At 43.8% G+C, this 25,127-nt stretch carries 25 protein-coding genes; all 25 read right to left on the bottom strand.

What is annotated here, in order from left to right; all coding sequences use genetic code 11:
• Window positions 1-71 precede the first annotated feature (71 nt).
• The 25 genes from SPI6313_RS21980 to SPI6313_RS21860 all read right to left on the bottom strand — a co-directional run bounded on the left by SPI6313_RS21980 (window position 72) and on the right by SPI6313_RS21860 (window position 25,114).
• Entirely contained in the window at window positions 72-1,118 is a 1,047-nt protein-coding gene (locus tag SPI6313_RS21980) for an IS5 family transposase (RefSeq protein ID WP_072622915.1), read from the bottom strand.
• 27 nt (window positions 1,119-1,145) lie between these two features.
• A complete protein-coding gene (locus tag SPI6313_RS21975) occupies window positions 1,146-2,387 on the bottom strand; it encodes a class I SAM-dependent methyltransferase (protein WP_084669161.1) in 1,242 nt (413 codons plus the stop codon).
• An 87-nt stretch (window positions 2,388-2,474) separates the two neighbouring features.
• Entirely contained in the window at window positions 2,475-3,527 is a 1,053-nt protein-coding gene (locus SPI6313_RS21970; protein ID WP_072623288.1) for a zinc-binding dehydrogenase, read from the bottom strand.
• Window positions 3,528-3,540: 13 nt separating this feature from the next.
• Window positions 3,541-4,212, bottom strand: a complete 672-nt coding sequence (locus tag SPI6313_RS21965; protein ID WP_072622913.1) for a class I SAM-dependent methyltransferase — start codon at window positions 4,210-4,212, stop codon at window positions 3,541-3,543.
• The gene (locus SPI6313_RS21960) at window positions 4,212-5,210 is read right to left on the bottom strand and encodes an aminoglycoside phosphotransferase family protein (RefSeq protein ID WP_084669160.1); all 999 of its coding nucleotides are present in this window, start codon (window positions 5,208-5,210) and stop codon (window positions 4,212-4,214) included. The genes SPI6313_RS21965 and SPI6313_RS21960 overlap by 1 nt, the downstream gene beginning before the upstream one ends.
• Before the next feature lie 12 nt (window positions 5,211-5,222).
• Window positions 5,223-5,780, bottom strand: coding sequence for a hypothetical protein (locus tag SPI6313_RS21955; protein WP_139276733.1), 558 nt, complete (start codon window positions 5,778-5,780; stop codon window positions 5,223-5,225).
• Between the two features lie 47 nt (window positions 5,781-5,827).
• Window positions 5,828-6,751, bottom strand: coding sequence for a transketolase family protein (locus SPI6313_RS21950; protein ID WP_072622910.1), 924 nt, complete (start codon window positions 6,749-6,751; stop codon window positions 5,828-5,830).
• The gene (locus SPI6313_RS21945; RefSeq protein WP_072622909.1) at window positions 6,748-7,554 is read right to left on the bottom strand and encodes a transketolase; all 807 of its coding nucleotides are present in this window, start codon (window positions 7,552-7,554) and stop codon (window positions 6,748-6,750) included. The genes SPI6313_RS21950 and SPI6313_RS21945 overlap by 4 nt, the downstream gene beginning before the upstream one ends.
• A gap of 56 nt (window positions 7,555-7,610) precedes the next feature.
• Window positions 7,611-8,903 (bottom strand): glycosyltransferase, encoded by a 1,293-nt coding sequence (locus SPI6313_RS21940; RefSeq protein ID WP_072622908.1) that lies wholly within the window; start codon window positions 8,901-8,903, stop codon window positions 7,611-7,613.
• A 108-nt stretch (window positions 8,904-9,011) separates the two neighbouring features.
• Window positions 9,012-10,526 (bottom strand): hypothetical protein, encoded by a 1,515-nt coding sequence (locus SPI6313_RS21935; RefSeq protein WP_072622907.1) that lies wholly within the window; start codon window positions 10,524-10,526, stop codon window positions 9,012-9,014.
• A 70-nt stretch (window positions 10,527-10,596) separates the two neighbouring features.
• Window positions 10,597-11,346, bottom strand: coding sequence for a cephalosporin hydroxylase family protein (locus SPI6313_RS21930; protein ID WP_072622906.1), 750 nt, complete (start codon window positions 11,344-11,346; stop codon window positions 10,597-10,599).
• Between the two features lie 168 nt (window positions 11,347-11,514).
• Window positions 11,515-12,300: a class I SAM-dependent methyltransferase gene (locus tag SPI6313_RS21925; RefSeq protein WP_072622905.1), complete on the bottom strand. Its 786-nt coding sequence runs from the start codon at window positions 12,298-12,300 to the stop codon at window positions 11,515-11,517.
• Window positions 12,301-12,307: 7 nt separating this feature from the next.
• Window positions 12,308-13,543 carry an NAD-dependent epimerase/dehydratase family protein gene (locus SPI6313_RS21920; protein WP_072622904.1) on the bottom strand — a complete coding sequence of 412 codons (1,236 nt, stop codon included), beginning with the start codon at window positions 13,541-13,543 and terminating at the stop codon, window positions 12,308-12,310.
• Window positions 13,540-14,565: an ATP-grasp domain-containing protein gene (locus SPI6313_RS21915; protein WP_072622903.1), complete on the bottom strand. Its 1,026-nt coding sequence runs from the start codon at window positions 14,563-14,565 to the stop codon at window positions 13,540-13,542. The genes SPI6313_RS21920 and SPI6313_RS21915 overlap by 4 nt, the downstream gene beginning before the upstream one ends.
• A 5-nt stretch (window positions 14,566-14,570) precedes the next feature.
• Window positions 14,571-15,689 carry a DegT/DnrJ/EryC1/StrS family aminotransferase gene (locus SPI6313_RS21910; RefSeq protein ID WP_072622902.1) on the bottom strand — a complete coding sequence of 373 codons (1,119 nt, stop codon included), beginning with the start codon at window positions 15,687-15,689 and terminating at the stop codon, window positions 14,571-14,573.
• The gene (locus SPI6313_RS21905; RefSeq protein WP_072622901.1) at window positions 15,686-16,924 is read right to left on the bottom strand and encodes a class I SAM-dependent methyltransferase; all 1,239 of its coding nucleotides are present in this window, start codon (window positions 16,922-16,924) and stop codon (window positions 15,686-15,688) included. The genes SPI6313_RS21910 and SPI6313_RS21905 overlap by 4 nt, the downstream gene beginning before the upstream one ends.
• A complete protein-coding gene (rfbC, locus tag SPI6313_RS21900) occupies window positions 16,921-17,466 on the bottom strand; it encodes a dTDP-4-dehydrorhamnose 3,5-epimerase (RefSeq protein ID WP_072623287.1) in 546 nt (181 codons plus the stop codon). Before rfbC ends, SPI6313_RS21905 begins: the two co-directional genes overlap by 4 nt.
• Window positions 17,456-18,607, bottom strand: coding sequence for a CDP-glucose 4,6-dehydratase (gene rfbG / locus SPI6313_RS21895; RefSeq protein WP_217650707.1), 1,152 nt, complete (start codon window positions 18,605-18,607; stop codon window positions 17,456-17,458). Before rfbG ends, rfbC begins: the two co-directional genes overlap by 11 nt.
• Window positions 18,604-19,374 (bottom strand): glucose-1-phosphate cytidylyltransferase, encoded by a 771-nt coding sequence (gene rfbF / locus SPI6313_RS21890; RefSeq protein WP_072622900.1) that lies wholly within the window; start codon window positions 19,372-19,374, stop codon window positions 18,604-18,606. The genes rfbG and rfbF overlap by 4 nt, the downstream gene beginning before the upstream one ends.
• 82 nt (window positions 19,375-19,456) lie before the next feature.
• Entirely contained in the window at window positions 19,457-20,395 is a 939-nt protein-coding gene (locus tag SPI6313_RS21885) for an NAD-dependent epimerase/dehydratase family protein (protein WP_072622899.1), read from the bottom strand.
• Between the two features lie 33 nt (window positions 20,396-20,428).
• On the bottom strand, window positions 20,429-21,421 hold the full coding sequence (locus tag SPI6313_RS21880; protein WP_072622898.1) for an NAD-dependent epimerase/dehydratase family protein: 993 nt from the start codon (window positions 21,419-21,421) through the stop codon (window positions 20,429-20,431).
• A complete protein-coding gene (locus SPI6313_RS21875; protein ID WP_072622897.1) occupies window positions 21,418-22,029 on the bottom strand; it encodes an SIS domain-containing protein in 612 nt (203 codons plus the stop codon). Before SPI6313_RS21875 ends, SPI6313_RS21880 begins: the two co-directional genes overlap by 4 nt.
• A gap of 47 nt (window positions 22,030-22,076) precedes the next feature.
• On the bottom strand, window positions 22,077-22,790 hold the full coding sequence (locus tag SPI6313_RS21870) for a nucleotidyltransferase family protein (RefSeq protein WP_072622896.1): 714 nt from the start codon (window positions 22,788-22,790) through the stop codon (window positions 22,077-22,079).
• 60 nt (window positions 22,791-22,850) lie between these two features.
• A complete protein-coding gene (locus SPI6313_RS21865; RefSeq protein WP_217650706.1) occupies window positions 22,851-24,650 on the bottom strand; it encodes an ABC transporter ATP-binding protein in 1,800 nt (599 codons plus the stop codon).
• A 41-nt stretch (window positions 24,651-24,691) separates the two neighbouring features.
• Window positions 24,692-25,114, bottom strand: a complete 423-nt coding sequence (locus tag SPI6313_RS21860; RefSeq protein ID WP_139276732.1) for a hypothetical protein — start codon at window positions 25,112-25,114, stop codon at window positions 24,692-24,694.
• Between the last annotated feature and the right edge of the window lie 13 nt (window positions 25,115-25,127).

Below are 25,127 nucleotides of genomic sequence, written 5' to 3'. Positions count from 1 at the left end.
ATCCTTACCCTTGACCCAAATGTCTCACGTCTTGCGCGAAATTAGCCTCATTTTCACCGCCATTCCTTCCTTTAGACACACTGAACTCGGGACTGAGATCGAGACTTCTGTTGCCAGAACACATAGCGCTTGAGGTTGTACACCAAATTTTTGAAGCCCAGTTGGGCTTGCACTCGCGCTAGACCGACCGCCCGGACTAACTTGCCCCCCATCGTCATCACCCAAGACCCAAAGACATGCTCGACTTTGGCGCGGGTCTTGGACTTTTTCCGGTTGGAGGCTTTCTGCTCTTCTGTCAACGGTCGGTTGCGATAGGCTCGTTCGTGAATTTGACTGCTATGACCAAGGGCTTCCAAGCCGACTTCCACTTGCTCATCGCGGTAAGCACTATCCGCCCAAACCTCGTCGCCACCATTGTCCGGGTCTAGCACCGCACCTAAGGCTTGGGAGTCATGCACCGAGGCTTCGGTAATGCTATAGCGGCGGATGAAGCCATGCTTGGCATCGATATTGATGTGGTTTTTGTAGCCGAAGTGGTTCTGGCCGTTCTTTTTCGTCCAGCGGGCATCCCTGTCCTTCTGGGACAGTTTGTGGGGCTGCTCTCGCCAGGCTTCCGGGAGCTCTCCTTGTTTAATCTTCTGGTTCTCTTCTCGACTGTTGCGCTGGATTGGCACTGGAATCAGCGTAGCATCAATGATTTGACCCCCTTTCGCTTCATACCCTGCCTCTCGCAGGAAGCTGGCAAACTGCTCAAAGAGTTCCTCGATGAGGTTGGCTTCTCTCAGCCGTTGCTCAAACCGGTCTAGGGTCGTCGCATCCGGAATCTCTGCTTCTCCCGACAACCCCAGAAATCGGCGGAATGAGGCTCGGTCGTGCGCTTGGTACTCGACTTCCTCGTTGCTCAGGTTGTAGAGATGCTTCAAGATCAAGAGTTTGAACAGAACCACCACGTCGATGGCTTTGCGACCCGCTTTGCTTTTTCGTTCTGGGCGCGGCAGTTGGTCGAGCACTTGCCCCAAGTCCCGCCACGGTATCATCTCATTGAGGTCTTGCAGCTTGTCTTTGCGTGCTTCTAGCTGCTGCCGCCGCTTCTCAATTCTGCCGAAGCCTTTACCCATGGTTCCCTGCTCCTGTCTGCCTTGTCTCTAGTTTGGCGCAGAGCCTGCTCCTCTCGCGCTCGGTTCATGAAATCTTTCTATTTTTCGAGGTGCCCTGTGTAATATAAATACATCCTCAAGACCTAGTGTTTTATGTAGACGATCAGCAATTAACTTGGCAATATCAGGTCTAAAAGGCATGAGTACAGTATGTTCATTAGATAAGACAGAAGGGCTTATTATTGGCACACCTAGATGATAACTACCTATACGTTGTGAGTTTTCATCTACAAAAAATTGTGCCTCTTCAAATTCACCAAAAAGCCAAGATGAAGAAATACTTGAACCAAAAATACCGATCTTTTTTGTTGTATTTCCTTTGAACTCTAAAGATTGGTCTCGGATAGAATTCAAAAAATTTATATTTTCTTGAACCATTTCTTTGTTTGAATAGTAACTCGAATGATAATCATTATTAGGCTGATTTCTATCTCCTTTTTGCTTTTGCATCAAAACACTGATTTCTTTTGGTAAATACTTGGTATCTATAGATAAAATTTCAAATCCACTTTTTTGTAGAAGATAGGATAGTGTTTGCGATGTAAAAAAAGAGCGATGATCGGCTACTAATATGTCGAATGGAGCAGTTTCGAGAATTGGACCTTGTATGAATAAAAAGCCATCATCTGACAGATGATCGAGTATAATTTTTAAGGACTGACGTGGATTAGGTAAATGCTCTAGAGTATGGCTTAAAAGAATTAAGTCATACTTCTTAGTGTCTTCAGAAAGAAAATCTATTGAGCCTTGAATAAACTGAGTGTTAGGAATTTTTTCTACTGTTTTTTTTGCATTATCACCTATATCTAATCCAAACAATTGCCATTGAGGGCGATATTTTGAGAAGCTTTCTAAAAAACCTCCAGCCCCACATCCAATATCGAGAAAAGAACCTAAAAATGGTAATTCAAGAACATTATCTAACCAAGATAACATCAATTTAGATCTAGATGTGCTTTGACCAGTGAGACTATGAAAAATAATCTCCTCATTTTGTTGCAAGCCTTGATAAAACAACTGGTAGTTTGAGTAAATTTCTTCTGTTGTCTTCTTCCAGCCTGCACTTAATGGTCTTTGAACCATTCCGCAATCTTGACAAATCACTAATTGTCCACCTCTTTTATAGGGCTTGCAATCAGATGCAATCTGACGAAATGAACCAAAATCTTCAAATTCTTCGCATGTTCCGTCACAAACATGACACCGTGCTTCACTAACTTTCATGCTCATACTAACTTACCCACTATTATTGCTTAAATATCAAAATTTCTAGTTAATTCAGAAAAACGTAATGTAATATCAATGTTATTCATTCATCTATTTAAAGGATATTAAACAACGGCCTTTCACTTCCCCATTGCGAATTTTCTTAATTGCTTTGTTGATTTCACCTAAGTTAAATGTGTTTGTAATTAACTCTTTGAGTTTGATGCGATCCAAGCGAAATAAATTATGATATCGGGGAATATCAAGATGAGGGTAGCAATCCCCACCGTGAGAACCAATTAATACTTTGCCAAAGTGAAGTGGTAGAGAATAAATACTAATATCCTTACCTTTACGCGGCACTCCTACTAACACCACACGTCCCTGGGGTTTGGTTAACTGATAGCCTATTTCAATAATTGAGGGTTGTCCGGTGTTGTCAATAAAGACATCCAGACCAGCATTGCCCATAATTTCAGCAATTTTAGACTTAGGGTCTTCGTAGGAACTGTCGATCAGGTGGGTTGCCCCCATCTCTGCCGCCAGTTGCAGACGATTTTTGTGGATATCTACCGCAATGATAGGATAGGCACTAACCAGAACAGCCGCCTGTACCATATTCAGTCCAATACCCCCAGCTCCAAAGACCACTATAGACTCTCCAATCTTAAGCTTGGCATTGTTTTCGACCACACCAAAACCTGTCGTCACCGCACAGCCAAACAACGCAGCAACCTGTAAATCACTATCGGATGGAATTGGCGTACAGCGATTTTCGGACACGATCGCATATTCATTAAAAGTAGTCACCCACCCAGCATTAACATCACGACCCTGCCATTGGTACGTTGGGGGTGTCGCCTCAATCCCTAATCCTTTCCGCCAGTGTAGTACCACCACATCATCCGGCTTGACATGCTTGACCCCTGGCCCTACCGCCATCACCGTTCCTGATGCTTCATGACCTAGCAAATGCGGTAGAAAGCGATCTGGCCCCTTCGCTCCATCAATTTCTCCCAACTGGGAACCACAGATACCTGTATAGTGAACCTTTACCAATACCTGCCCCACATCAAGCTGCTGAGGTAGCTCAATTTCTGCAACTACCAGGGGCTGGCGCTGCTCTACCAAAATTGCAGCTTTCATTGTTTTTGGAATAGTCATGAAAATTTTATACTTACTCAAAATAGATAAACGAATAATCACCAGTGTAGCCCGTTTTCTGAAACCACCATTGCCACTCATCGGGAGTACAAAAAGCTTCGCAGGTGACTTGCCAGTACAATAGATTAGCTTTTTCTTCTTCAGTTCGGTAAGCCTCTACGCAAAGGTATTTATTGTTCTTACCGACCCGCTCCATTTCCTGCAAAGCTTGATCTAGGTCGTAGTTATGGAGATTATGCAATGTGGTAATGGAAATTACCAAATCGAAATAGTTATCCGGCCAGGGCAGTTGGGTGGCGTTACCCACTACTAAGCGATCGCGGATTTCCTCCTTGCTATGAGCAATGGCATAATCAGAAATATCTAGACCATACACCTCAGCATCAGGCACAACCTTGAGAAAATCGAATAACAAAAACCCCTTACCACAACCAACATCCAAAATGCGAGGGCGCTCTGGTAAGTCATAATGATCAACCATCGCTCGGGCCACTTTTTCCCAGCGACCCTCAAGATAACGATATCCTCCGTAGTTAATGCGGCGATCGCCATCCCAATAATCATAGCCCCACTGCTTCGCTAACTTAGCAGCCCTAGCTTTGGGATACTCCGAATCATTAACCCGAGCTAGATAGTCTCGACTGGTGCTTTTATGAAGAACCGACATGAAATCAACTAAGGCCATTAGTAATTTGGTAAATGTTGACAGAAATAAGTTTGGGCTTTATGCAACTGCACCTCTAGATGATCAGTCTGATCATCACCAGCATGATAGCGCCGCTGGCGATCTTGATCGCGAAACTCGTTCAGCAAAATACAGCACCACTTGAGACGATAAAGAGGTAAAAGTAAGCTTGCTCGCTCTTGAATTTGGGGCAACCAAACACTTAGTTGATTCCCAAAGACTTTGCTTTGGTTGACAGAAACAGGACATTGAGGTTGACTCGCGAAGTCACAGAGCAGCTTTGCTGGATCATCCCAACCTGCATATTCAAAATCCAGGAAATGGAGTTGATTCTCAACTTCTAATATATTGTGAAAGCCAAAGTCAGAAGGAGATAGCACTCGCTGTTGAAAATCTAAGGTTTTTGATAAATCTACTGCTGAGTATTGAAATTGTAGTTGCTGCTCTAGCTTTTTATAAGTCGGCCATAGATGCTCCGCAAGTAATTGATATGCCCCCAACTGAGAAGGATCGGTGCGGTTTACCAAAGCGATTTGCAAACTCTCTAAACGCCACTTTACCCGTTGTAGGTGCTCCTCTAGGCTAAAACAGGACTCAGACGCTGAGGGCAAAGAGCGGGCTGCTACCGAATAGCGATTTTGATTGATTTGCTCAATAAAATGGGCTGACTGCTGAATGTGGTTAGTCTCAATCGTAGTGACTGGAACACCAGGAATATAACTATATAAGGCAAATCCATTGGCTGCATCCTGGGCTAAAGGCTGAGGAACATTAGTTAAGCCTTGACTGTTGAGAAAGCTCAGAAAACCATATTCCGTGGCTAGGCGATCGCGAGGGTCTCCCGAATGACGGAAATATTGCTTTAGGATGTAGGTACAACCTAAGCCCTCAACCCGCCACACCCGGCTATTGCGTCCAGCCCGAATTCGCTCTAACTGGGGATTAAGCAAACCAAATTCAGCTAGTAGACTTTCTCCCGGAATTATTAATTTAGCCATCTCAGATTTTCGCTAGGCTAACTGCACCAATAGTTGAGGTACGTCACGCCAATGGTGAAACTGATGCCACCCTTCTGGTACTCGCACCTTACCCCCAGGAGCAAAGAGAATGGGCTGAACCGTTGCGGGCAACATTTCCAGAATCTCTGGCAAGTCATCGATATAGTGTGAGCAACCTAGCTCCACAATCCGCTTTACTTTTTCCTCCTTGGTTAACTCAAAGAATATCTGATTCCTGTTCCAGTCCAACCCTTCAGGGGAGAAAAACCCCTGATTGGTGAGCCAGCTACGAGCCGATTGATGTAGATCGTAGACTGGCCCCTGGTAGGGAGTGCGGGTTTTGTGGCTGACAATGCCCATAGACCAACCAGCCTGAGCTAAGGTTTGGAGGGACGGTAACACGCCGGGGAAAGATTCCGCTTCTGTAATGCGTACCCCATAAACCTCCCCCTGCATCTGAGTCCACTGATCCTCTAGATCTTGCTGCCGTAGGTAATCCCGAACACAGTTTTTCTGAGCAGGCAAATCGGCAGGAATTAACCCCCGCTCTAAAGCTACGCGATGAAACAAGCCATCATAGCAAATCAAAGTGTTATCAAAATCTAATCCGAGCATCATCAGCAGTCCCACCCCTGCACCAAACTCTGGATAATAGAAGCGGGATCTAAACCAATGGCAGCCCGAGCTTGTTGCTGATTGCCGCAGGCACTCAGAAAGCGATCAGGCCCAGCAAAACATCGCAGCTTGCGAAGATCTACTCCTTGAGTACAGCCCCACTCCAAAATAGCACTCCCTGCACCACCGGCAAGACCATGCTCTTCAACCACTACAATTTGATGATAGCGATTGAAAAGATCGGTGAGAAGGTTATAGTCAAGGGGCTTGACCGTATGGAGACTCACCAAACCAATGGATAAACCTTTCTCGGTAAGAATTTGAGCAGATTCCATTGCTATCGGCAGAACATTTCCTACACTAACCAAGGCAATATCTGTACCCTCTTGCAAGACAATTCCTTGTCCTATATGGAAGGTGGGCGGCTGATGATGTATAACTGGCTCTCCTTTTTTACCAATCCGAATATAGGTTGGTCGCTTCAATTCCAAGGCAGCGGTCACGGCCAAGCCAACTTCTACTGGATCGCCAGGACAAATCACATGCATATTCGGTAAAATTCGTAGGGCAGCAATATCATCCATTGAGTGATGCGTTGCTCCTAAATTGGCATAGGATAAACCTGCACCTGTGCCTACTAGAATTACGGGTAAGTCAGGGTAGCAGACATCATCGCGAATTTGTTCTAAGCAACGCAGGGTATTAAAAGGGGTAATGGTGTAGGTAATTGGCTGTAAACCGGATGCAGCTAACCCGGCGGCGATACCGGTCATTCCTGCCTCGGCAACACCACAGTTATAAAACCGGGTCGGATACTGACTCTTAAATCCATCAAACATTCGGTTGCCAATGTCCCCCGCCAGCAATACGAGGTCTGGGTTCTGAGTCGCCAGCTCAGTGACTGCTTTGGCAAAGGCATTTCTCATAGGACTCCTAGCTCAACTTTCGCGTCGAGTACTTCTTGTTCAGTTGGCACCCGATAGTGCCAGTTGTTGTCATCTTCCATGAAGGAAACTCCCTTTCCTTTGATGGTGTGGGCAACAATGGCATGGGGGCGACCGTTAGAGGGTTGGGTGAGTGCGGCGAGTAACTGGTCATGATCGTGGCCATCTAGCTCAGTCACTGTCCAACCAAAGCTCACCCACTTATCCGCTAGGGGGTCGAGTTGGAGAACTTCTTGAGAGCGCCCCGTGGCCTGCCATTTGTTAAAGTCCACGATCGCCGTCAGATTATCTAACCCCTGAGCAGCGGCAAACATCGCTGCCTCCCATACCGACCCTTCGTTACACTCACCATCACTCATCAGGACAAAGACTCGATAGTCTTGTCTCTGAATGCGAGCAGCTAAGGCCATACCGTTGCCGATGGGTAGACCATGACCTAAAGACCCAGTCGCTGCTTCGACTCCGGGCAGTTTGGGGGAAGGGTGTTCTTCCAAGAGTGAGTGTTGTTTGCCATAGGTGGGTAGTTGATCGGGGGAAATTAAGCCTTTCCAAGCCAAGGTGGCATAAAGAGCAGCAGCAGCATGGCCTTTGCTGAGGATAAAGCGATCGCGATCGGGGTGTTGGGGCTGGGCAGGGTCAATATTCAAGACTTGACCATACAGTACGGTTAAAATATCCACGCAGGATAGAGCAGAAGCAAGGTGAGCAGCCTTAGCCTGATGAGACATCTGCACTACATTTGCGCGCAGTTGGGCGGCAATGTCAGGGAAGTTTGGGATAGTCATGTGGTTGGGTTGGGCATCAATTTACAGTGTAATACCGGCCATCTAAACAGTAAGCTCTAGTTAATCATCAAGTCATTGAGTGTGGACATTTTTAGCTCCACAGCGCTTGTTAGAGTTTTACACCTACATGTATCGTGACGTTCTGAAGATCCGCTAACTGTGACACGCAACTTATACTTATCGTACCACCCCTTAAACATTCTTTTGATTATAGTTTTAATTATTAACTCACATGAAGATATAACATGAGTCCCTAATATTTTGAATGTTGCAAGATAATTACTTATTAATTTAGCATACCATGCAATCACCTTTCCATTAAAAACAATTCTCACACTTTCATATTGACTTATATGCTTGAAAATCTGATAAGGCTCTAAACAGATCGCGAAAGAGTAAAGTTTGGGGAAATTAACATAATCCAGAAATTCTTGACTATAAAAATAGTTAGACTCTCGAAAATAATCTCTCACTTTAAGCAGTGACTCAAGGTTAGCTATTAAAACAATATACGAATGATAAATAGATACTCTAAATGCACCCAAGCGCATAGATTCATCAGAAAACTGTATAAGAGTGTTTGGAAACAGACTTGGTATTTTATAGTCTGTGTATTCAGTGAAATGGAAGTATGACTCTGAAAAAGAACGATTTGAATTACTCTTAAGTGATTTGCCGACAATAGTAAATGGAAAATCGAGAGTATAATAAGAATTCAAAAGGCATCCTATAGCAAAACAAGAATAGTAATCTGGATTAAAGCTATCAAAGTATTTTCCAGTACGCTCTAGCAACTCATCAAATACTGAATGATGAACAAGGTTATGGTAAGCTCCCACAAATACATTAGGGATATGACCTGAAGCAAAGAACTGCGCCCAAGCAAGGTGGCAGTGGGACTCCTGCGAGGTACCGGAATGAGTCAAAACATAGTCAAATAAGCTAGCAAGACGATTACTAGGAACATTAGACCACCAGTAGTTATCAAATGTTTGTTGCTTAACCGCTTTAATAGAGTTCCTTTTAGCCCATTGAGCAACGGTCAGTGCTGTAGGAAGGACTGCGTCATCATCCCCTATTATAATAAGATATTCTCCATTAGCTCTTCTCACAGCATTATTCCAATTTTCAGTCATCGAGACAGGGTGTGTATGTTGATAATTAATACGATGTAGTAGCCCAATATCCTCTAATATAATGCTCAGACTGTTGTCATCACTACAATCTTGAACCAGCACTTCTACGTCTAATTCATTCCCTACTCGTCTTGCTAAGGCAATAGATTCACGAGCTGTTTCACACCTATTTTTAGTGGTTATTATAATAGTGAGCAGATTTTTTTTTAACATACAAAAATGTTATTAAAGTATTTTCTGTTGGTCTGCAAAATTAAGCTTCATTTATCCACAAATCTTAAAATCTTATCGACATTAAAAGGGAAAAGTCCATTGACTATGTTAGCTATTTACATTTGTCCATGACTTGATAGATTTTTTTAGCTTTTTAGACACAATGGAAAAGAATTTTGCGACTAATTTTAGTTCTTTGAATAGAAACACTTTGGAATACCAAATTATACTTCTATAACATAGCCATATAGATCGCTTTTTCGCTAAATCTTGAAACTTTTTTTCATACAGTTGCTCTTGCAATTTATCCTCTTTCGCCCTTGATATCAAGGCATATAGTTTCCAATATTCTGGTACAATGTCTAATTGTGGAGAAAAGTTGTTAGATAGATGATTAAGCAACTCATGAAGTTCCCGTATATTTTTCTTATTGGCTAACTCAAATCCTTGGCGGATCGCATCTTTTAAAACTAATGCAACTTCTAGTGATTCGGATTTTTTAGAAATATCCACTCTAGATACGGTCGAAAACTTAAAAGCTGCTGCCCTAAATTCATATTCAGTTGTGAATAAATCGATAACTGGTGATGTATCATTTTCAACAAGGACATTTGACGGGAGATCGGAAAGACTTAGTTTTTTTTCTAGAAGCTCACTGAATAAATGAGAAGTTTCATCCTGGTAAACTAAAGTTTGAGATGGCGACGCAAATGGTAAACGTGAAGAACCGTAAGGTATTTCATATACTTTACAAACATTCTGTGTGATTTTCGTAATGTAATAAGGGATATTCGTGAAATTAGCTACTGCGGCAAAACCAGAAGAAGCACCTATAAACAAATGCGATCGCTCAAACATACCGATTTCGTGGATAAGGGTACAACCCAATGTTCTTAAGCTGAAAACATTTTTGAGACGAAGTAGGGATAAAGGTTTCTCTGAAAGCCGCCCCAACAGAACGAAAATTACCTGTGGATACTTTTCTTCAGCTCGGTGAATAAAGTCAAACCACTCAAGATAATCAGAGTCCCGATTATAGGTCAAATCACCGCCAAATCCGCGATCGACTTTTCTGAGTCTAGGTTGTATTAAAACAACAAATTTATTTTTAAAAATACCAGAAAAAAGAAAATCTAAGTCTGAATTGGCAACCGAGGTTTTCAACTTAGGTATTTCTTGATAAGTATCATAGTATTGATTAATATCATTATGTGCTTTAACTTGGCAAATCAAATAATTATCTTTGTCTTGGTTAGAGGCTTTCTCCAGAGCAATTTGTTTGTAGCTCTCAACTTCATGGGTTTCTATATCTTCGTAGGTTTCTTGAGCAGATATACTTTTCAATAAATTATCAGGATCAGAAAAAATGTGTAGGTTACGTAAAAGCGGATGAGCCTGGAAGGCTGGATATAATTCGCTTAAGAAAATCTGATAATTATTGGGGCAGACGTGTTTTGTTTGAAGATTGATTGCATAGCTTTCGGAAGAAACTCGTATGTAAATATCAACATATCGACAATCTCTTTCTTTCGCTTTCATTGCAGTTTTTACACACCAGGTCATGACATCACCAAGTGCATAAGGCAGAAGGGCGAAATCGTAAATGGCACAATACGTCTTCATTACTTAAAAGTTTAAATTTCTCATGATTGTATTTCTTACCTATGTCTTCTAAAAGTCATTTTGTTTGATGTTAATGAACCCGCTTTAAATAGCCATCTGGAGCGACGGTGATTAGTAGCTTGTGTTGAATACTTTCGTCAATTTCAAACTCAGGATGATTTTTCAAATATTCCCATACGGCGGTTTTGGGGTTGTTGCCTGGCCCCCAGGGGCGATCGCCAAACATGTCATCGGGCAGGTCTTCAATCAGGGTATCAAATACCACGCAATAACTACCCACAGAGGTTAGCGGTGCATAGGCTTCTAGCTCGGCAAGTACATGATCATGAGTATGATTGCTGTCTAAACAAACAAGGATTCTTTGTTTTCCTTTGGATTTTTCTTTAACCTGCTCAATAATTTCTGAATCAATGCTAGATCCTTGAATCATTGAGATTCTTTTAAACATCGGATGCGCCTCGATCTCCTCCCGGTTGTGAGCGCGAATATCAATATCTAAGCCCAATACTTCTGCATCTTGGCAACCACCACAAATAGCATTGAGTTCTAGAATGGAAGCCGAAAAAATTAGTGATCCACCATGAGCAATACCCGTCTCAATAATTAAATCTGGCTGCACTTTCCAGATCAATTCTTGCATTGCCACCATATCCTGCGGATACTGGATAATAGGGCGACCTAACCATGAATAATTATATGTATAACCATTACGATTAGTTTCACGCGACCATATTCGAGACATAGCTTGAATATCTTTGTCCGCTCCAAGTCCCGTGATATTAGCTTCAACTTGAGATTTAAAAGAGTCTAATGGATTCACTGAATTTCCTTTTGGCTGAATGAGTTCTCAGTACAGGACAAAAAAGCTGAAACTCTTGATATACAAAGATCCTAGGCTAAATTACCGCAGATCCTTACTGAGTCTAACTTTCAGCCATTTTCAAGACCTGAAATCCAAAGTTTTGTCCTGTACTCAGGAATGAGTTAATCACTTTGTAATACAAGCATAGATAATATTACAGTCTTCAGGGTTTTGTTTACCTAGCTCATAAGATGCGCGACAAAATTCTGCTTTCCAGTCTTTTTTCTCGCCCCCAACTCGTCCCCAACCAAATCCACCTTCTTCCCATAGTCCATTTTCTAAGAACCAATTCATTTGAGGAGTAGAGAGAGACTTGTAAAATACGCCACCAGTTGCATTAACTTTAAGTCCAGCTTGCTCAATATCATTGCAGAGAGTTGACAGTGAATAAGAACGGCGATGTCCTACGACTTGAATATCGAAAGGTGAGAGTTCTTCGCAGTGGGTCAGAGTTCCCATCAATACTGCTAGTCTTCGATTTACAGCCAGTGCATTAGGTACATGAACTAATAAAATTCCATTGTCATTCAGCAAGCTCGCCGCTTTTTGTAAGACCCCTACTGGATCTACTACATGCTCAAGAATATTAAGCATTGTTATAGTGTCAAATTTTTGGCTAGTCTCAAATTCCTCAATCAAGCCCTCATGAAATTCTGCACTTGGTAGGTTTTCTTTGGCTAATGCAAGGTGCTGACTAGAAGCGTCTAACCCAACAACTATCTTAAAATCTGAAGCTAAAAGCGAAGTTAAAGTGCCATCGCCACATGGCATATCTAATAGGCTGTCACCACGGGAATGTTCTAAGCAAGCTTTCGCTTGGTAGTAGCCTAAAATGCCGTTGTAATCAGCAAACATTTTAGATCTAGCCCATGTAAATTCTTCTTGTAGTTCTTTCTCTTTTTTGGTATCCATTTTTGACTCAATTAGTAGAAATTTGAGATAGGAGAGATTTCAAACCTTGATTAAAAGGTGTTATGGGCTCCCAGCCCAACTCAAGATTAGCTCGCCCATAATTCATTGCAATTGATGCAACCTCCGTATTTACTTCTATTTGTTCAATCATACTAGGACTCCCTAACTCATCTCTAATCATTTCGGCAATTTGTAAAGTTGAATTTAATTGTCCAGTTCCTATATTGAGATTACCAATAAATCTAGACTTGAGAGTAGCAATGATGGATGATACAAAGTCATCAATATGGAGTAAGTCTAATTTTGGATTGCCATTCATATAGCGATGGGTAACTATTTTCTGTCCTTGAATTGCTTTTTTAAAGAAATTAAATATGAACTTAGGTTTATCAGACATTGAGCCATAAACTGGGCTAGAGCGTAACATAGCACAACGTAAGCCACGAGTACGACAACAATGCTCTATTAATAATTCTGAAAGGTATTTTGTTTCTCCATAAGGACCACGAGGCAACGCTGGTGTGGATTCGTCAACATGAATTGTGCCAGCATATCCAGAATAGATTTCCCAACCTGATGGATAAATCAAAGGAATATCTTTTGCAAGACATACATCAATGATATTACGCAACATTGTCAGAGTGTGCCCCATAGCAATGTTAGAAGTATAAACTCTAGGGTTTGCTAAGTGAACAATACAATCAATATTTTCTTCACTGGCTAATAGATCTAGCTTGGTACTACCAGCAACAATATCAATCTGTTCACGAGTTGGAGATATTAACCTAAATTCACTATTAATTAAAGCCTCTTGTAAAGCAGTACCAATGAATCCCCGCCCACCCGTGATTAAAATATTCCTATATTGACTGTACTTTGCTTTTTTAATATTTACGCCTAGAGCCTGACGGACTGCGTTGAGTGGGTCAAGCTTAATTTCTGCTTCGCCCGTAGCTTCTTGAACTTGACGTAAAGCTTGATTAAAAGGGATTTTTTCTAAGTTTACGATAATACCAACGGCGATGGCATTACTCCGAGACATTCCATAGTCACAACAAACTACAGTACGTTTACCTTGTGTGATTAAATCAATCGCCTGATGAATTTTATTTAAGATTGCATTGCTATTATTTCCAGCTTTATCCACAAGATCTCGAACATCAACAACAGTAATATCTGTAATACCCTGAACACCATTAAAAGCAGCCGTACCCAGCAATGGCGTAATCCAACGTATTGTCATCTTAAGACCTCTTCTGAAACATACTGCTCAGTTAAACTACGCAAGTACCAACCAGTCTGAATTAATGGTTTTTGAGGTTCTATTTGCAAAGCTAAATAACGAAGCATTATATCAACTTCATTAAAACCAGCTATAGCTCTAAGGTATGTTGATGCTGAAAATCGTGGATTAATCTCAAATGGCATAAGCTGCCCATTCCTGACTCTTGCTTGGATGTTAATAGGACCAGCACTATTAAGTGCTTTAGCTATATCCTCCGCTTGCTTACAAAGTTCTGGATATTCGCCTATATAGCCTTGTGAATAGCCGCTAGAAATGATACCACCACGCCCTCGATAAGCAACTGACAACTTCGCGCTTAATTCGCGTCTTAGAGCGATTGATCCAACAATTTTTTGATTGGGAAGAGATAAAACACCAATGGTAAATTCGCCTTCATTAATATCAATATATTCTTGAGCGATAGGTTCGCTTCCATTACGCTTAATAAACTCGGCATAAACCATTGCTTCCTCAACACTAACAGCAAAAAAGACGGAAACACTTCCACCCGTTCCTGTTGAAGGCTTAACAATACATGGCAATCCAATGTGATCTAAATCTGATTTACTTTGTATCGCAATAGTCTTAGGAATTAATATCCCTAACTCAGGCAATTTACCAAACGTTAGCTTCTTATTTGAGCAAATAGATATTAAGTCAAGTGAATTAGCGACTACATGAATATTAGCCTTAGCAAACATTTCCGTTTCCTGACTTAATATCTGCATTGGCTGTTCGCCACCGGGGATTAGCCATTTTATTCCAGCATCAACACATACATCTAGTACATTTCTCGCATAGCTGTTAGAGGATATATGATAGGTATCTGAAAAGTCATTTTCATACATACCATAAGCAGTAGCAGAAATATCACATCCAAATACATCATATATCTTCGCTAGTTTGAGAGATTTACAGATTTCTGTACCAAGGGAAGCTCCTCCAATACCAGCAATCATCACTTTGATTAATTGATCCATCTTACTTAGCTTTTTTGTGGATAAAATCTATTTACTATTTCTTGGGCGACTCGTTTAATATCTTGATTGCTAATATCATGATAACTAGGTAAGTTAATTGCTCTAGTTGGAATATTCCATGAATTAACATTTACTTCCTTACCCTCAAACATCAATAAATTTGATAGGGGATAAAAGAAAACTCTTGCGTCTATATTTCCTGATTTAAAAAGAGATTGTAGCTGTTCGCGAGTAATGCCAGTTTGTTTGTCAAAAACAATTGTGGGCATCCATGCACCGTTGGTTGTTCCCTCTGGCTCAGGATTCATTGATACACCATTAAGACACTCAAGGTGATCTTTATAAAATTTTAGAATCTCGCGTTTCCGATTGATTAGTTCATCAATACGTTGCACCTGAGCAAAACCGATCGCTGCTTGAATATTGGACATTTTATACTTAAAGCCAATCATATCAGCCCAAAACTGCTTAGTTTGCCCTCTAGCGCGTCCATGATTAGAGAGAGTTAGCACCGCTTCATATAAATCACCATCATTGGTGACAAACATACCACCTTCACCAGTGGTCAGTGTCTTTGTCCCGTGAAAGGAGAAACTCCCAAACTTACCCATACTACCAGACCGTTTACCGTGATATACCGAGCCGATCGCCTCTGCTGCATCCTCAATAACCGGAATTCCATATTTCTCGCCAATAGCCAGCAAACGATCCATTTCGCATAAATTGCCATACAAATGAACGGCAACGATCGCTTTTGTTCTGGATGTAATAGCAGCCTCTGCTAACTCAGGGTCAATGCACCAGCTATCAGGCAAAATATCTACAAATACGGGTTTTGCACCTAGGTGGACAATTGGGGCAGCAGTCGCAATCCAATTGGTATCTGCCAGAATCACTTCATCACCTGGCCCGATTCCTAACGCTGCCATACCCATATGCAACGCCCCCGTACAACTCGAAGTTGCGATCGCATATTTCACACCAAGATGAGTTTTAAATGCTTCCTCGAATCTACCAATATATTCATAACAGCGATCGCCCCAGCCATTACGAGCCGCATCTGTAGCATAGCCCACCTCTAGCTCCGTAATTGATGGCTTGGTGTAGTAAATTCGTGGCTTCATAGAATACTTATCTCTGGCACTGCTGTGACAAACTGGACTCCATCACTCTCCAATAAAGCATTTTGTTGACGCACCTCTGTAGCAATATTCCAAGGCAGAATCAACACATAATCCGGCTTCTCGATCAAGATTTGATCCGATGGAAGAATAGGAATATGATTCCCTGGCATAAACTTATTTTGTTTAGCCTTTGCCGCATCATAGATAACCGGCAACAGATCCGGCTTTACTCCGGCATAATTCAGCAACGTATTGCCCTTCGCAGCCGCTCCATAACCCAACACCCGTTGCCCTTTCTTCTTAACCCTCAACAAAAACTCTAACAAATCATGCTTAACTTCCTCTGCCCGCTGCTGGAAATGAGTATAGGCCATCGGGTTTTCCAAACCTGCCGCCTCTTCCGCCGCCAATACAGCATCCACCGCCACCGTAGATTGAGCCTGCCCCTGAATCGCGAACCACACCCGTAAACTCCCCCCATGGGTGGGCAACTCCTCCACATCTTCCACCACTAACCCGGCCTTGGTCGCGAGACGTTGCGCCACTCGCAAACTGAGGTAACTGTAATGCTCATGGTAAATCGTATCGAACTGGTTTCCCGCCAACAACCGTAATAGATGGGGAAACTCGATCGCTGCTCGCCCCGTTGGCTTCAGGAGACGGGCGATCCCCGTCATGAAATCATTGATATCTGGTACATGAGCTAACACATTATTAGCAACCACCAAATCAGCCCCACCTTCCACCAAACTACCGCTAGCAACTAACTCAGATGCCAACGAAGCCCCAAAAAACCGCTCCAGAGTTTCAATCCCTTTAGCCTTCGCTGCCATTGCCGTTGCCCGAGTGGGTTCAATGCCCAAACAGGGAATGCCTCGCTGCTGCACATACTGAAGCAAATAACCATCATTACTGGCAATTTCCACCACCCTATTGTGAACACCTAACCCTAACCGTTGGGTTGCTGATGCCACAAACCGTTCAGCGTGAGTACACCAACTGGTAGAGGTACTAGAGAAATAAGCATAATCCGCCGTAAACAACTCCGCCGCCGCCGCATGGGCAGGCAACTGCATTAACCAACAACTTGTACAAAGATAGACCTTCAACGGATAGGTCATCTCCGGTTCCAACAGTTGCGCTGCGGTCAAATAAGCATTACTGGGGGGTTGATGACCAAGATCAATTACCTCATGAATAAGGGGAGCACCACAATGGCGACAAGAATAAGTCATAGCTGAGAGAAAGAGGGCAATGAGCGATCGCGATCGCTCATTTCAGTAACGGGCAGAGGCCACGAAATCGCAAGCTGATCATCATTCCAGCGAACTCCAGTTTCGGCTTCGGGAACCCATGCCCCCGAATGTAAATAAAGCAACTCGCTGTTCTCGTCTAACACCTGAAACCCGTGGGCACATCCTTCAGGAATCAGCAAGGCGTTGGCTTTACTAGGACTTAATTCTACCCCATACCATTGTCCATAGGTAGGTGAATTTAAACGCAAATCCACCGCTACATCCCAAACCCGACCCCGCAAACAACGCACCATTTTAGCTTCACTGTGGGGGGCAGCTTGGTAATGTAGACCACGAATAGCACCTAACGTTTTCGTCAGACTGATGTTAACTTGAGCGATCGCCCGATCTCCCCAAGCGACTGCAAAAGCAGACTCTTGACAACGAAAGGCATTGAGAAAAGCACCTCGGCGATCATAAAAAGGTTTTCCCACCAACTCCACAACCCCTGAGATGGATGTAGGGAAAAGTTCAGTCATAATCCTCCCCCACATAGTAAGCCTGCCAATCCTCCAAACAACACTGGAACGCGGGTATCCCAGCTTCAACGCGACGATACCAATTCACCGTGCGCTCTACTGTTGTTGAAAAATCCCAGCGGGGTTTCCAGCCCAATCTTTGCCGAGCGCGATCGCTCACCAAATGCAATAACCTAGCTTCATGGGGAGCCACCCCAGAGATTGTTGCTAGCCACCGCCCCGGCCAATAGTGCAACAACGATTCAACTAAATCCTGTACCGACCGATTAGACTCTACATCTGGACCAAAGTTAAAGGGGCAAGCATAGGGATTCGGATTCACCGCATCGCAAGATTGCTGACTGTAAAGACATTGGGCTAACAACAGATAGCCACTGAGCGGTTCTATCACATGTTGCCAGGGCCGCGTTGCCGCCGGATTCCGCACCGGAATAGCCTGACCAGTAGCCAAAGCCCGCATTGCATCCGGCACAATGCGATCGCCAGACCAATCTCCCCCGCCAATGACATTCCCGGCCCTAGCTGTAGCAATAGCGAGATACGGATTTTGATGTGGGGCATTGCCACAAAAGCTAGAGCGCCAACTGGCAACCCCTAACTCCATCGCTGCCTTGCTAGCACTGTAGGGATCTTGCCCTCCTAAACCATCGGTCTCGCGATAGCCGTAAGGCCACTCTCGATTTTCGTAGACCTTATCTGTTGTTACCATCACAACAGCACAGGCATGTTGTAATGACTGGAGTGCAGCTAACACCCGTAAACTGCCTAAAACATTGGTATTCCACGTTCCTAAGGGGTCAACATAACTCTGGCGCACTAAGGGCTGGGCAGCTAGATGAAAAACGACTTCAGGTTGAGCGTCCTCTACGCAGTGTTTTAGGGATTCCTCATCATTAATATTGCCAATCCGGTGATGCAACTGACCATCAAGACAATCTGCTTTATTATCAACCAAGCTCAGAGCACTAAACAAAGCGGGGGTAGTCTCTGGGGATAGTGCATAACCCCAGACTTGAGCACCAAGTTGGAGCAAGATGAACGTCAACCAACTGCCTTTAAATCCGGTATGTCCGGTTATTAAAACCCGGCGATCGCGCCAAAATTCTAGATTGATCTGACCATAAGGCGGGGATGTATTGATCACCACAATTTCCAAGGAGCTGTACCTGCGGCCCAAAGTTCTTCTAAACGGGTGCGATCGCGCAAAGTATCCATCGGCTGCCAAAATCCTGAGTGTTTATAGGCAGCAAGTTGTCCATCAGTTGCCAACTGGGGCAGAATTTCTGATTCCCAACTACAACTATCTCCATGAATTCGCTCCAGTACCGTCGGCTCTAAGACAAAAAAACCACCGTTGATCCAAGCATTATCGCCATCAGGCTTTTCTTGAAACTGAAGGACAGTATCTCCTTCCAGATGCAACGCCCCATAACGCCCTGGGGGCTGGACTGCCGTTAAAGTTGCCTGTAGGCCAGAGCGACGGTGATGTTCAATCAACGCAGCAATATTCACATCAGCTACACCATCACCATAGGTAAAGCAAAAGGATTCCCCATTCAAATAGGGAAGCACCCGACCCAATCGCCCACCGGTTTGGCTCAATTCCCCAGTATCAACCAAAGTAACTTTCCAGGGTTCGCTCTTCCGTTGATGTACCTCCATATGGTTATCAATATCCATATGAAAAGTGACATCACTAGTATGCAAGAAATAGTTAGCAAAGTATTCTTTAATTAAATACCCCTTGTACCCACAGCAAATGACAAACTCATTGATGCCAAAATGGCTGTAAATCTTGAGAATATGCCACAAAATAGGCTTGCCACCGACTTCCACCATTGGTTTAGGTTTGAGGTAAGTTTCTTCAGAAAGTCGTGTTCCTAGACCTCCAGCGAGGATAACTGCTTTCATTAGTTTATTCGGCTAATTTCATTAGTTTATTCGGCTAATTATGTATTTCAGCCAATCTTCAGATATTTTCGCTAGATAACTTTCAAAGATTTAAATGCTTCATCCACCGCACCGTATAACAGAGATCGCTTTCCACCAATTCCCCAGATTCATATTTGTCGATAATTTCTGCGATCGCATCATCCACCGAATACTGAGGCTCAAAACCCGTAGCCCGCAGCTTATCTGAATTTTGCCGATAAGAGCGGGGATCATTCGACTCCGTAACAACGATCTCCGCCGCCACTCGCTTCTGTACTCGCTCTGCAATATCTAAAATCGAAATATTCTCAAATCCTGTATTGTACGCCCCCGATGGCAACTCCGGATGGGCAAGGAAATGACGATAGACATTCACCATATCCCGAATGTGGATATTGGGCCGAGTTTGCTGCCCCCCAAATACCGTAATCTTGCCATTCTTCAACGCCTGAAAAGTAAGCATATTCACACTTACATCCAAACGCATACGTGGTGATATCCCACACACCGTTGCAGGCCGAATACAATGCACCTGAAACACATCTTGATAGCTTAACAGCACCCGCTCCGCCACCATCTTAGTTTTGTTGTATACCGAAATCGGTACTAAACTGAGGTCTTCCGTCACCTGGGGTTCATCCTTGACCCCATACACACTACCCGAACTAGCAAACAAAAACTGTTTCACTCCAACCCGCTGGGCCCGATCTGCTAGTTGTTGAGCCGCCAACACATTTACCTCCCAAGACAATGTAGGGTTTAGATCCACCCCAGGATCATTGGCAATATTTGCGAGGTGAATAATTCGCTCAATTCCCTGCAACGGAATAGCATCCACCTCTCGCACATCCTGCTTTAATACTGTCAATCGAGGATGGGGCTTGAGGAAATTGCCAAACCATTGAGTATCAACCACCAACACTGTATGTCCATCTTCTAGCAACTGCTCTGTCAAAACAGACCCAATGTAACCACATCCACCAGTTAATAAAATATCCATGCTCAATGATTTGAATCGTCTAAATATCGAAAACTAAGGCTTATGGATGTACTCCATAGGCAGAGATTTTAATGTAGCAAGATTTTCATCAATCCAAGCTAACGTAGCAACTAAACCATCATCCAAAGAAACGCGATCTTGCCAACCCAACTCAGTACGAATTTTTTCACTATCTAATAAATAAGCCTGATCTTTTCCCAACCGCTCTTCTGTCACTGCTGTTAGCTCTTCAAAAGCCACCCCAGTCAAATCACAAATTTTCTGAACCAATTCTCGAATCGAAACAGTTTCCCATGTAGAAATGTGGTACGTTTGCCCAAGCACTCCTTCTAACGCAGTGCGATAGGTAGCATCCGCAACATCCTCAATATGGATAAATGAACGAATGGAATGTCCACCACCGTGAAGGGCTAATACTTTACCCAATCGAGCATAAAGCATTGCGCGGGGAATAATACGATAAAGCTGTTGGCCAGGGCCATAGACGTTAGCGGCGCGAGTAAACACTACAGGAAATTGATAAGCCTTAAAAAAGCTCATCAGGTGTAGATCGCAAGCTGCCCGCGAAACCGCATAGGGTGTACTCGGTGCAAAATGCAAATTCTCTTTAATCCAGCCTTCCGTACTACCATAAGCCTCCGGGGTTGTAATATGCACATATTTTTTCAAACTAGACAAATGGCGCAACTGATCATGAAGTTTAACTTGTGCAACCACATTAGTTTGATACCAATGTTCTGGTGTCTGCCAACTTTGAGCCACCATACCCTGAGCTGCAAAGTTAACCACATATTCCGGATCGAAGTCATGCAGGTACTCCATTAATTCCGGAAGTTGGTGATTTAAATCAATCTGCTGAAAGGAAAACTGCTCATCCCTCCCCAAGCCACGATAGGGTAAAAACACATCATTAGGTTCTGAAGAACGACTAATCCCTAAAACAGACTGTTGTTTCTGAATCAGATAACGGCAAAAATGAGATCCAGAAAATGAGTTGCTACCAATGACTAAAAACCGATGAATCATGCGCTTAACGAACTAAGGGCTATTTTGTCTTTTTGACTTGCAGCGTCTTCACCAATAACCTCGCAAAGCCACTGCATGCAAATATGACCCACAACTAACTGTATGTCCTCTGCAATTTGCATATCATTCACTGCAAAATGGATGGGAATTTGCGCAGTGGTTTTACACATTCCACCATCAAATCCGAGGATAGCACAAGTCACCATACCTAACTCATCAGCCACATTTAATGCCTGCACCACATTGGCAGAATTACCACTCCCTGACAATACAATTAAAACATCCCCCACTTCACCTTTGACCCTAAGTTGCTGGGCATAAATTTGATCATAACCGAGGTCATTGCCTAGGCAAGTCAACACTGCGGGATTAGCACTGAGCGCCTCTACTTTTAAACCAACACCAGCTTTCATCCCCGCTCCATAAATGAAGTCATTGGCTAAATGCACCGCATTACCAGCGCTGCCCCCATTCCCACATAAGTAAATACATTTGCGTTCTTGCCAAGCCCGCCTCAGTTGTGCAGCCAATAGCGGAACCTGATCCATCGCAGGTTGATTGAGAGCACAATGAAGACGCTCAACATAGTTATTAATATAGTTTTTCATCAAATTATGAGAGTTGACGGATAGCCATGTATAGAATCACACACAATTTAGATTGATCCACTTTCAGGTGGAGGCAAATGGTTAGCCATCATGTAGGCATCTAGCGTGCCAATATCAATAAAAGGTGCTTGAGTTTCATAGGTAAAAATCTGCCCTATCAAATACGGAATAATTTCTGTACTAAAATCAGTAGCACCCGAGAACTGCTTCCTCACTATAGACTGAAACTCCGGACTCAAGAGATAAATTGCACCGTTAGCCAAATTCCCAGGAGGATGAGCTTGTTTTTCATGAAAAGCAGTAACCACTCCTGCCTGATTCAAGCCGACGATGCCACAAGTTTCAGGACTAGGGGTACGGAACGTCATCATCGTGATTAAACAATGATCAGGACGGTTTTGGTGGGCTTGGCGAAAAGCCTGAAAGTCAGCCAAACAGTAGTTATCAGCATGCAGCAGCAGCCCATCTTGTCCTTCAAAAAAATCCAGGTTTGACACCAATGTGCCTGCCGTTCCTCGTAATTTTGGTTCTGAAACTAAAGTAACCTGATTTTTGTAATCACTATCTTTAACAAACTGCTCTACCAAGGATGGTAGATAGTGGGTATTGATCAAGAAAGGGCCAAAGCCTGCTTGGGTGAGTCGTTCTAACCAGATAGCTAATAAAGGTGATCCATGAATGGAAACAAGACACTTTGGTATTGTTGCTGTGAGAGGGCGGAGCCGAGTACCTAGTCCTGCGGCTAAAAGAATTGCACGCATCTTAATGAGTTCTAATCATACAACACAGTGATAAGGATACTGTTTTTTACTTCTGCTAAACTACTTTACACCTGCCATCCGTTGGAAAGTAGGCGAATTCTCGATTAACTCCTCATATGTTCCCTGGGCCACTACCCGCCCCTGTTCCAATTCCACTACATGATCACAACGCTCCACCGTACTCAACCGGTGGGCAATCAAAATAATCGTGAACTCCCCACTCAACCCATCAATCGCCGCCATCACCTCCCGCTCCGTCGCATTATCCAGGGCACTCGTCGCCTCATCAAACACAATCACCGACGTATTACGATAAAGCGCCCGCGCAATGCCAATCCGCTGCCGCTGTCCCCCGCTGAGGCGAATGCCTCGCTCCCCCACATAGGTCTCGTACTGAGCCGGCAACCCCAAAACAAACTCCTCAATCTGTGCTAGTCGCGCCGCCTTAGCCACTTGCCCCCGGTTAATCGCTGACACTGGTACCCCAAAGGCAATATTTTCCGCAATCGTGCCATCACTCAAAAAAATATGCTGCGGTACATGGGCCACCCCCTGCTGCCACTGACGCAATCGCTCCCCCTGCAACGGCTGACCATCCACCAAAATCTGGCCCTTTTCTGGTTCTAGCAACCCCAAAATCAAATCCGCCGTTGTACTCTTACCGCTCCCGGTACTCCCCACAAATCCTACTGTCGTCCTTGCTGCAATGGTTAGGTTTAGATCCTGCAATGTCCAGTCTAGCTCTGGTCGGTAGCGAAACCAGACCTCGGATAATTGGAGAGATTGGGTCAATTCCAGAGGTCGAGGCTGGGATTGAAAAGGGATTGGACTCACTGAGCGTTCAAGCCCTCGCAAAACCCGATCTAGGGCTGAATAATTGCCTTGTATTTGAGCTAAGGCAGAAAAAGACTGCTGTAACACAGGCAAGAGACGGTTTGCCCCCAAAGCTAAACTTCCTAAGACTGGAATGGCTTGGCTAAAATCACCATCACGCCCCAGGGTTAGAGCAAGAAGAGCGATCGCTGTCATTGCCACCGCCTCCACCGTGTAGCGTGGTGTGTATGGAACAATGGTGTTGTCAGCAATGGCACGACGAACCTTGCGATCGCACTGATCATAAACCGTCTGAAAAAAACCTTGAGAACTATTCAAAAGGACATCCCGAATTCCACCAATGCCTTCTTGGACTGATTTAATCCGATCCTGACCAGCTTCGGTCATAACCTGACTATTGCGCCGAAGAATTGCCTTTTGTTGGCGATATATCAAGCCGTAGGTTCCGCCTAGAACAACGGCAGAAATCAATACAACTTGACTATCAATTACTAATAATGCACAAGTCAAAGCAACAGTAGTTATACTGTTGGTGATAATAGCTAAACCAGGAATTAGAACACCCTGAGTTAAACTACTAGTATCTGTTGTAACAAGTTGAATTAAATCACTGCTATTTTGTTGGACATGGAAAGGATAGGGCTGATGTAGAGTGTTTTCATAAACTTGACAGCTCAAATTACTACCAATTACTGATCCCAAATGAGTCTGGTAATAAACCGTCACCAACTTCAGCCCATTAGCTATTAAAACAGCGAGGACAAAAACAATAGCCAGTACCGTTACCAGTTGATTGGCCGTGACGATCCGCAACGTAGTCAGCCAAGGCTCTAGCCGAGGATTCGTCAGTAACCGCTCCGCATTGCTCAACGCTCCCAAAAATGGAATGACTGCCCCCAGACTCACCACCTCACTGAGGGAAGATGCAATCATCAAAACCAATAGCATCACCAACTGTCGCCGCCGTCGGCCACTGAGATAAACCCAGAGCCGCCCCAAATCCTGCAAAACTGAAGGTGAGGTCACAGATCGACGTTTTTTAAGCATCTAAACATCCAACCAAAATACTACCGAACCATCCCAAAATCTCGCACCCCCGATCGCGCCCTGGCCTGCCGTCGTGTAAACTCTCCCACCGAAGGATTTCCTGTGGCATTAATGACCCCGGTGGCTTGCATCCATAATTCTCTCGGCGCTGACTGGATTTCATGGGTGCGATCGCTCCCTTGCCGTACATAGTACCAGGTGCTTTCTTGACATTCAGGACACCAAAAGGCTTCGAGCCATTCCCCGACTAAGGGGACAGCGGTATGGGTCGCCACTAACAGCAGGGCTGATAACCGACAGATGCCACGAGATTGTAATGTTCCCGCTGATTCCGTATAGAGAGAATACTTCTGGCTCACACTATCGAGATAGCAGCCATGGTGGGGACAATAGATTGCGCGGCGTTTTGAACGTTTGCGATTTCGGGCACACCTCTTCTGCACTTCGACCTCCGAT

It is taken from the genome of Spirulina major PCC 6313 (assembly GCF_001890765.1).
Taxonomy (GTDB): domain Bacteria; phylum Cyanobacteriota; class Cyanobacteriia; order Cyanobacteriales; family Spirulinaceae; genus Spirulina; species Spirulina major.
Note: the sequence above shows the minus strand (reverse complement) of the source record. Positions and strands in the feature narration are given on the sequence as shown.

Bases quoted from the DNA above. Each gene is read 5' to 3' on its own strand.
- SPI6313_RS21980 (WP_072622915.1), bottom strand. From the start codon at position 1,118: ATGGGTAAAGGCTTCGGCAGAATTGAGAAGCGGCGGCAGCAGCTAGAA.
- SPI6313_RS21975 (WP_084669161.1), bottom strand. From the start codon at position 2,387: ATGAGCATGAAAGTTAGTGAAGCACGGTGTCATGTTTGTGACGGAACA.
- SPI6313_RS21970 (WP_072623288.1), bottom strand. From the start codon at position 3,527: ATGACTATTCCAAAAACAATGAAAGCTGCAATTTTGGTAGAGCAGCGC.
- SPI6313_RS21965 (WP_072622913.1), bottom strand. From the start codon at position 4,212: ATGGCCTTAGTTGATTTCATGTCGGTTCTTCATAAAAGCACCAGTCGA.
- SPI6313_RS21960 (WP_084669160.1), bottom strand. From the start codon at position 5,210: ATGGCTAAATTAATAATTCCGGGAGAAAGTCTACTAGCTGAATTTGGT.
- SPI6313_RS21950 (WP_072622910.1), bottom strand. From the start codon at position 6,751: ATGAGAAATGCCTTTGCCAAAGCAGTCACTGAGCTGGCGACTCAGAAC.
- SPI6313_RS21945 (WP_072622909.1), bottom strand. From the start codon at position 7,554: ATGACTATCCCAAACTTCCCTGACATTGCCGCCCAACTGCGCGCAAAT.
- SPI6313_RS21940 (WP_072622908.1), bottom strand. From the start codon at position 8,903: ATGTTAAAAAAAAATCTGCTCACTATTATAATAACCACTAAAAATAGG.
- SPI6313_RS21935 (WP_072622907.1), bottom strand. From the start codon at position 10,526: ATGAAGACGTATTGTGCCATTTACGATTTCGCCCTTCTGCCTTATGCA.
- SPI6313_RS21925 (WP_072622905.1), bottom strand. From the start codon at position 12,300: ATGGATACCAAAAAAGAGAAAGAACTACAAGAAGAATTTACATGGGCT.
- SPI6313_RS21920 (WP_072622904.1), bottom strand. From the start codon at position 13,543: ATGACAATACGTTGGATTACGCCATTGCTGGGTACGGCTGCTTTTAAT.
- SPI6313_RS21915 (WP_072622903.1), bottom strand. From the start codon at position 14,565: ATGGATCAATTAATCAAAGTGATGATTGCTGGTATTGGAGGAGCTTCC.
- SPI6313_RS21910 (WP_072622902.1), bottom strand. From the start codon at position 15,689: ATGAAGCCACGAATTTACTACACCAAGCCATCAATTACGGAGCTAGAG.
- SPI6313_RS21905 (WP_072622901.1), bottom strand. From the start codon at position 16,924: ATGACTTATTCTTGTCGCCATTGTGGTGCTCCCCTTATTCATGAGGTA.
- rfbF (WP_072622900.1), bottom strand. From the start codon at position 19,374: ATGAAAGCAGTTATCCTCGCTGGAGGTCTAGGAACACGACTTTCTGAA.
- SPI6313_RS21885 (WP_072622899.1), bottom strand. From the start codon at position 20,395: ATGGATATTTTATTAACTGGTGGATGTGGTTACATTGGGTCTGTTTTG.
- SPI6313_RS21880 (WP_072622898.1), bottom strand. From the start codon at position 21,421: ATGATTCATCGGTTTTTAGTCATTGGTAGCAACTCATTTTCTGGATCT.
- SPI6313_RS21875 (WP_072622897.1), bottom strand. From the start codon at position 22,029: ATGAAAAACTATATTAATAACTATGTTGAGCGTCTTCATTGTGCTCTC.
- SPI6313_RS21870 (WP_072622896.1), bottom strand. From the start codon at position 22,790: ATGCGTGCAATTCTTTTAGCCGCAGGACTAGGTACTCGGCTCCGCCCT.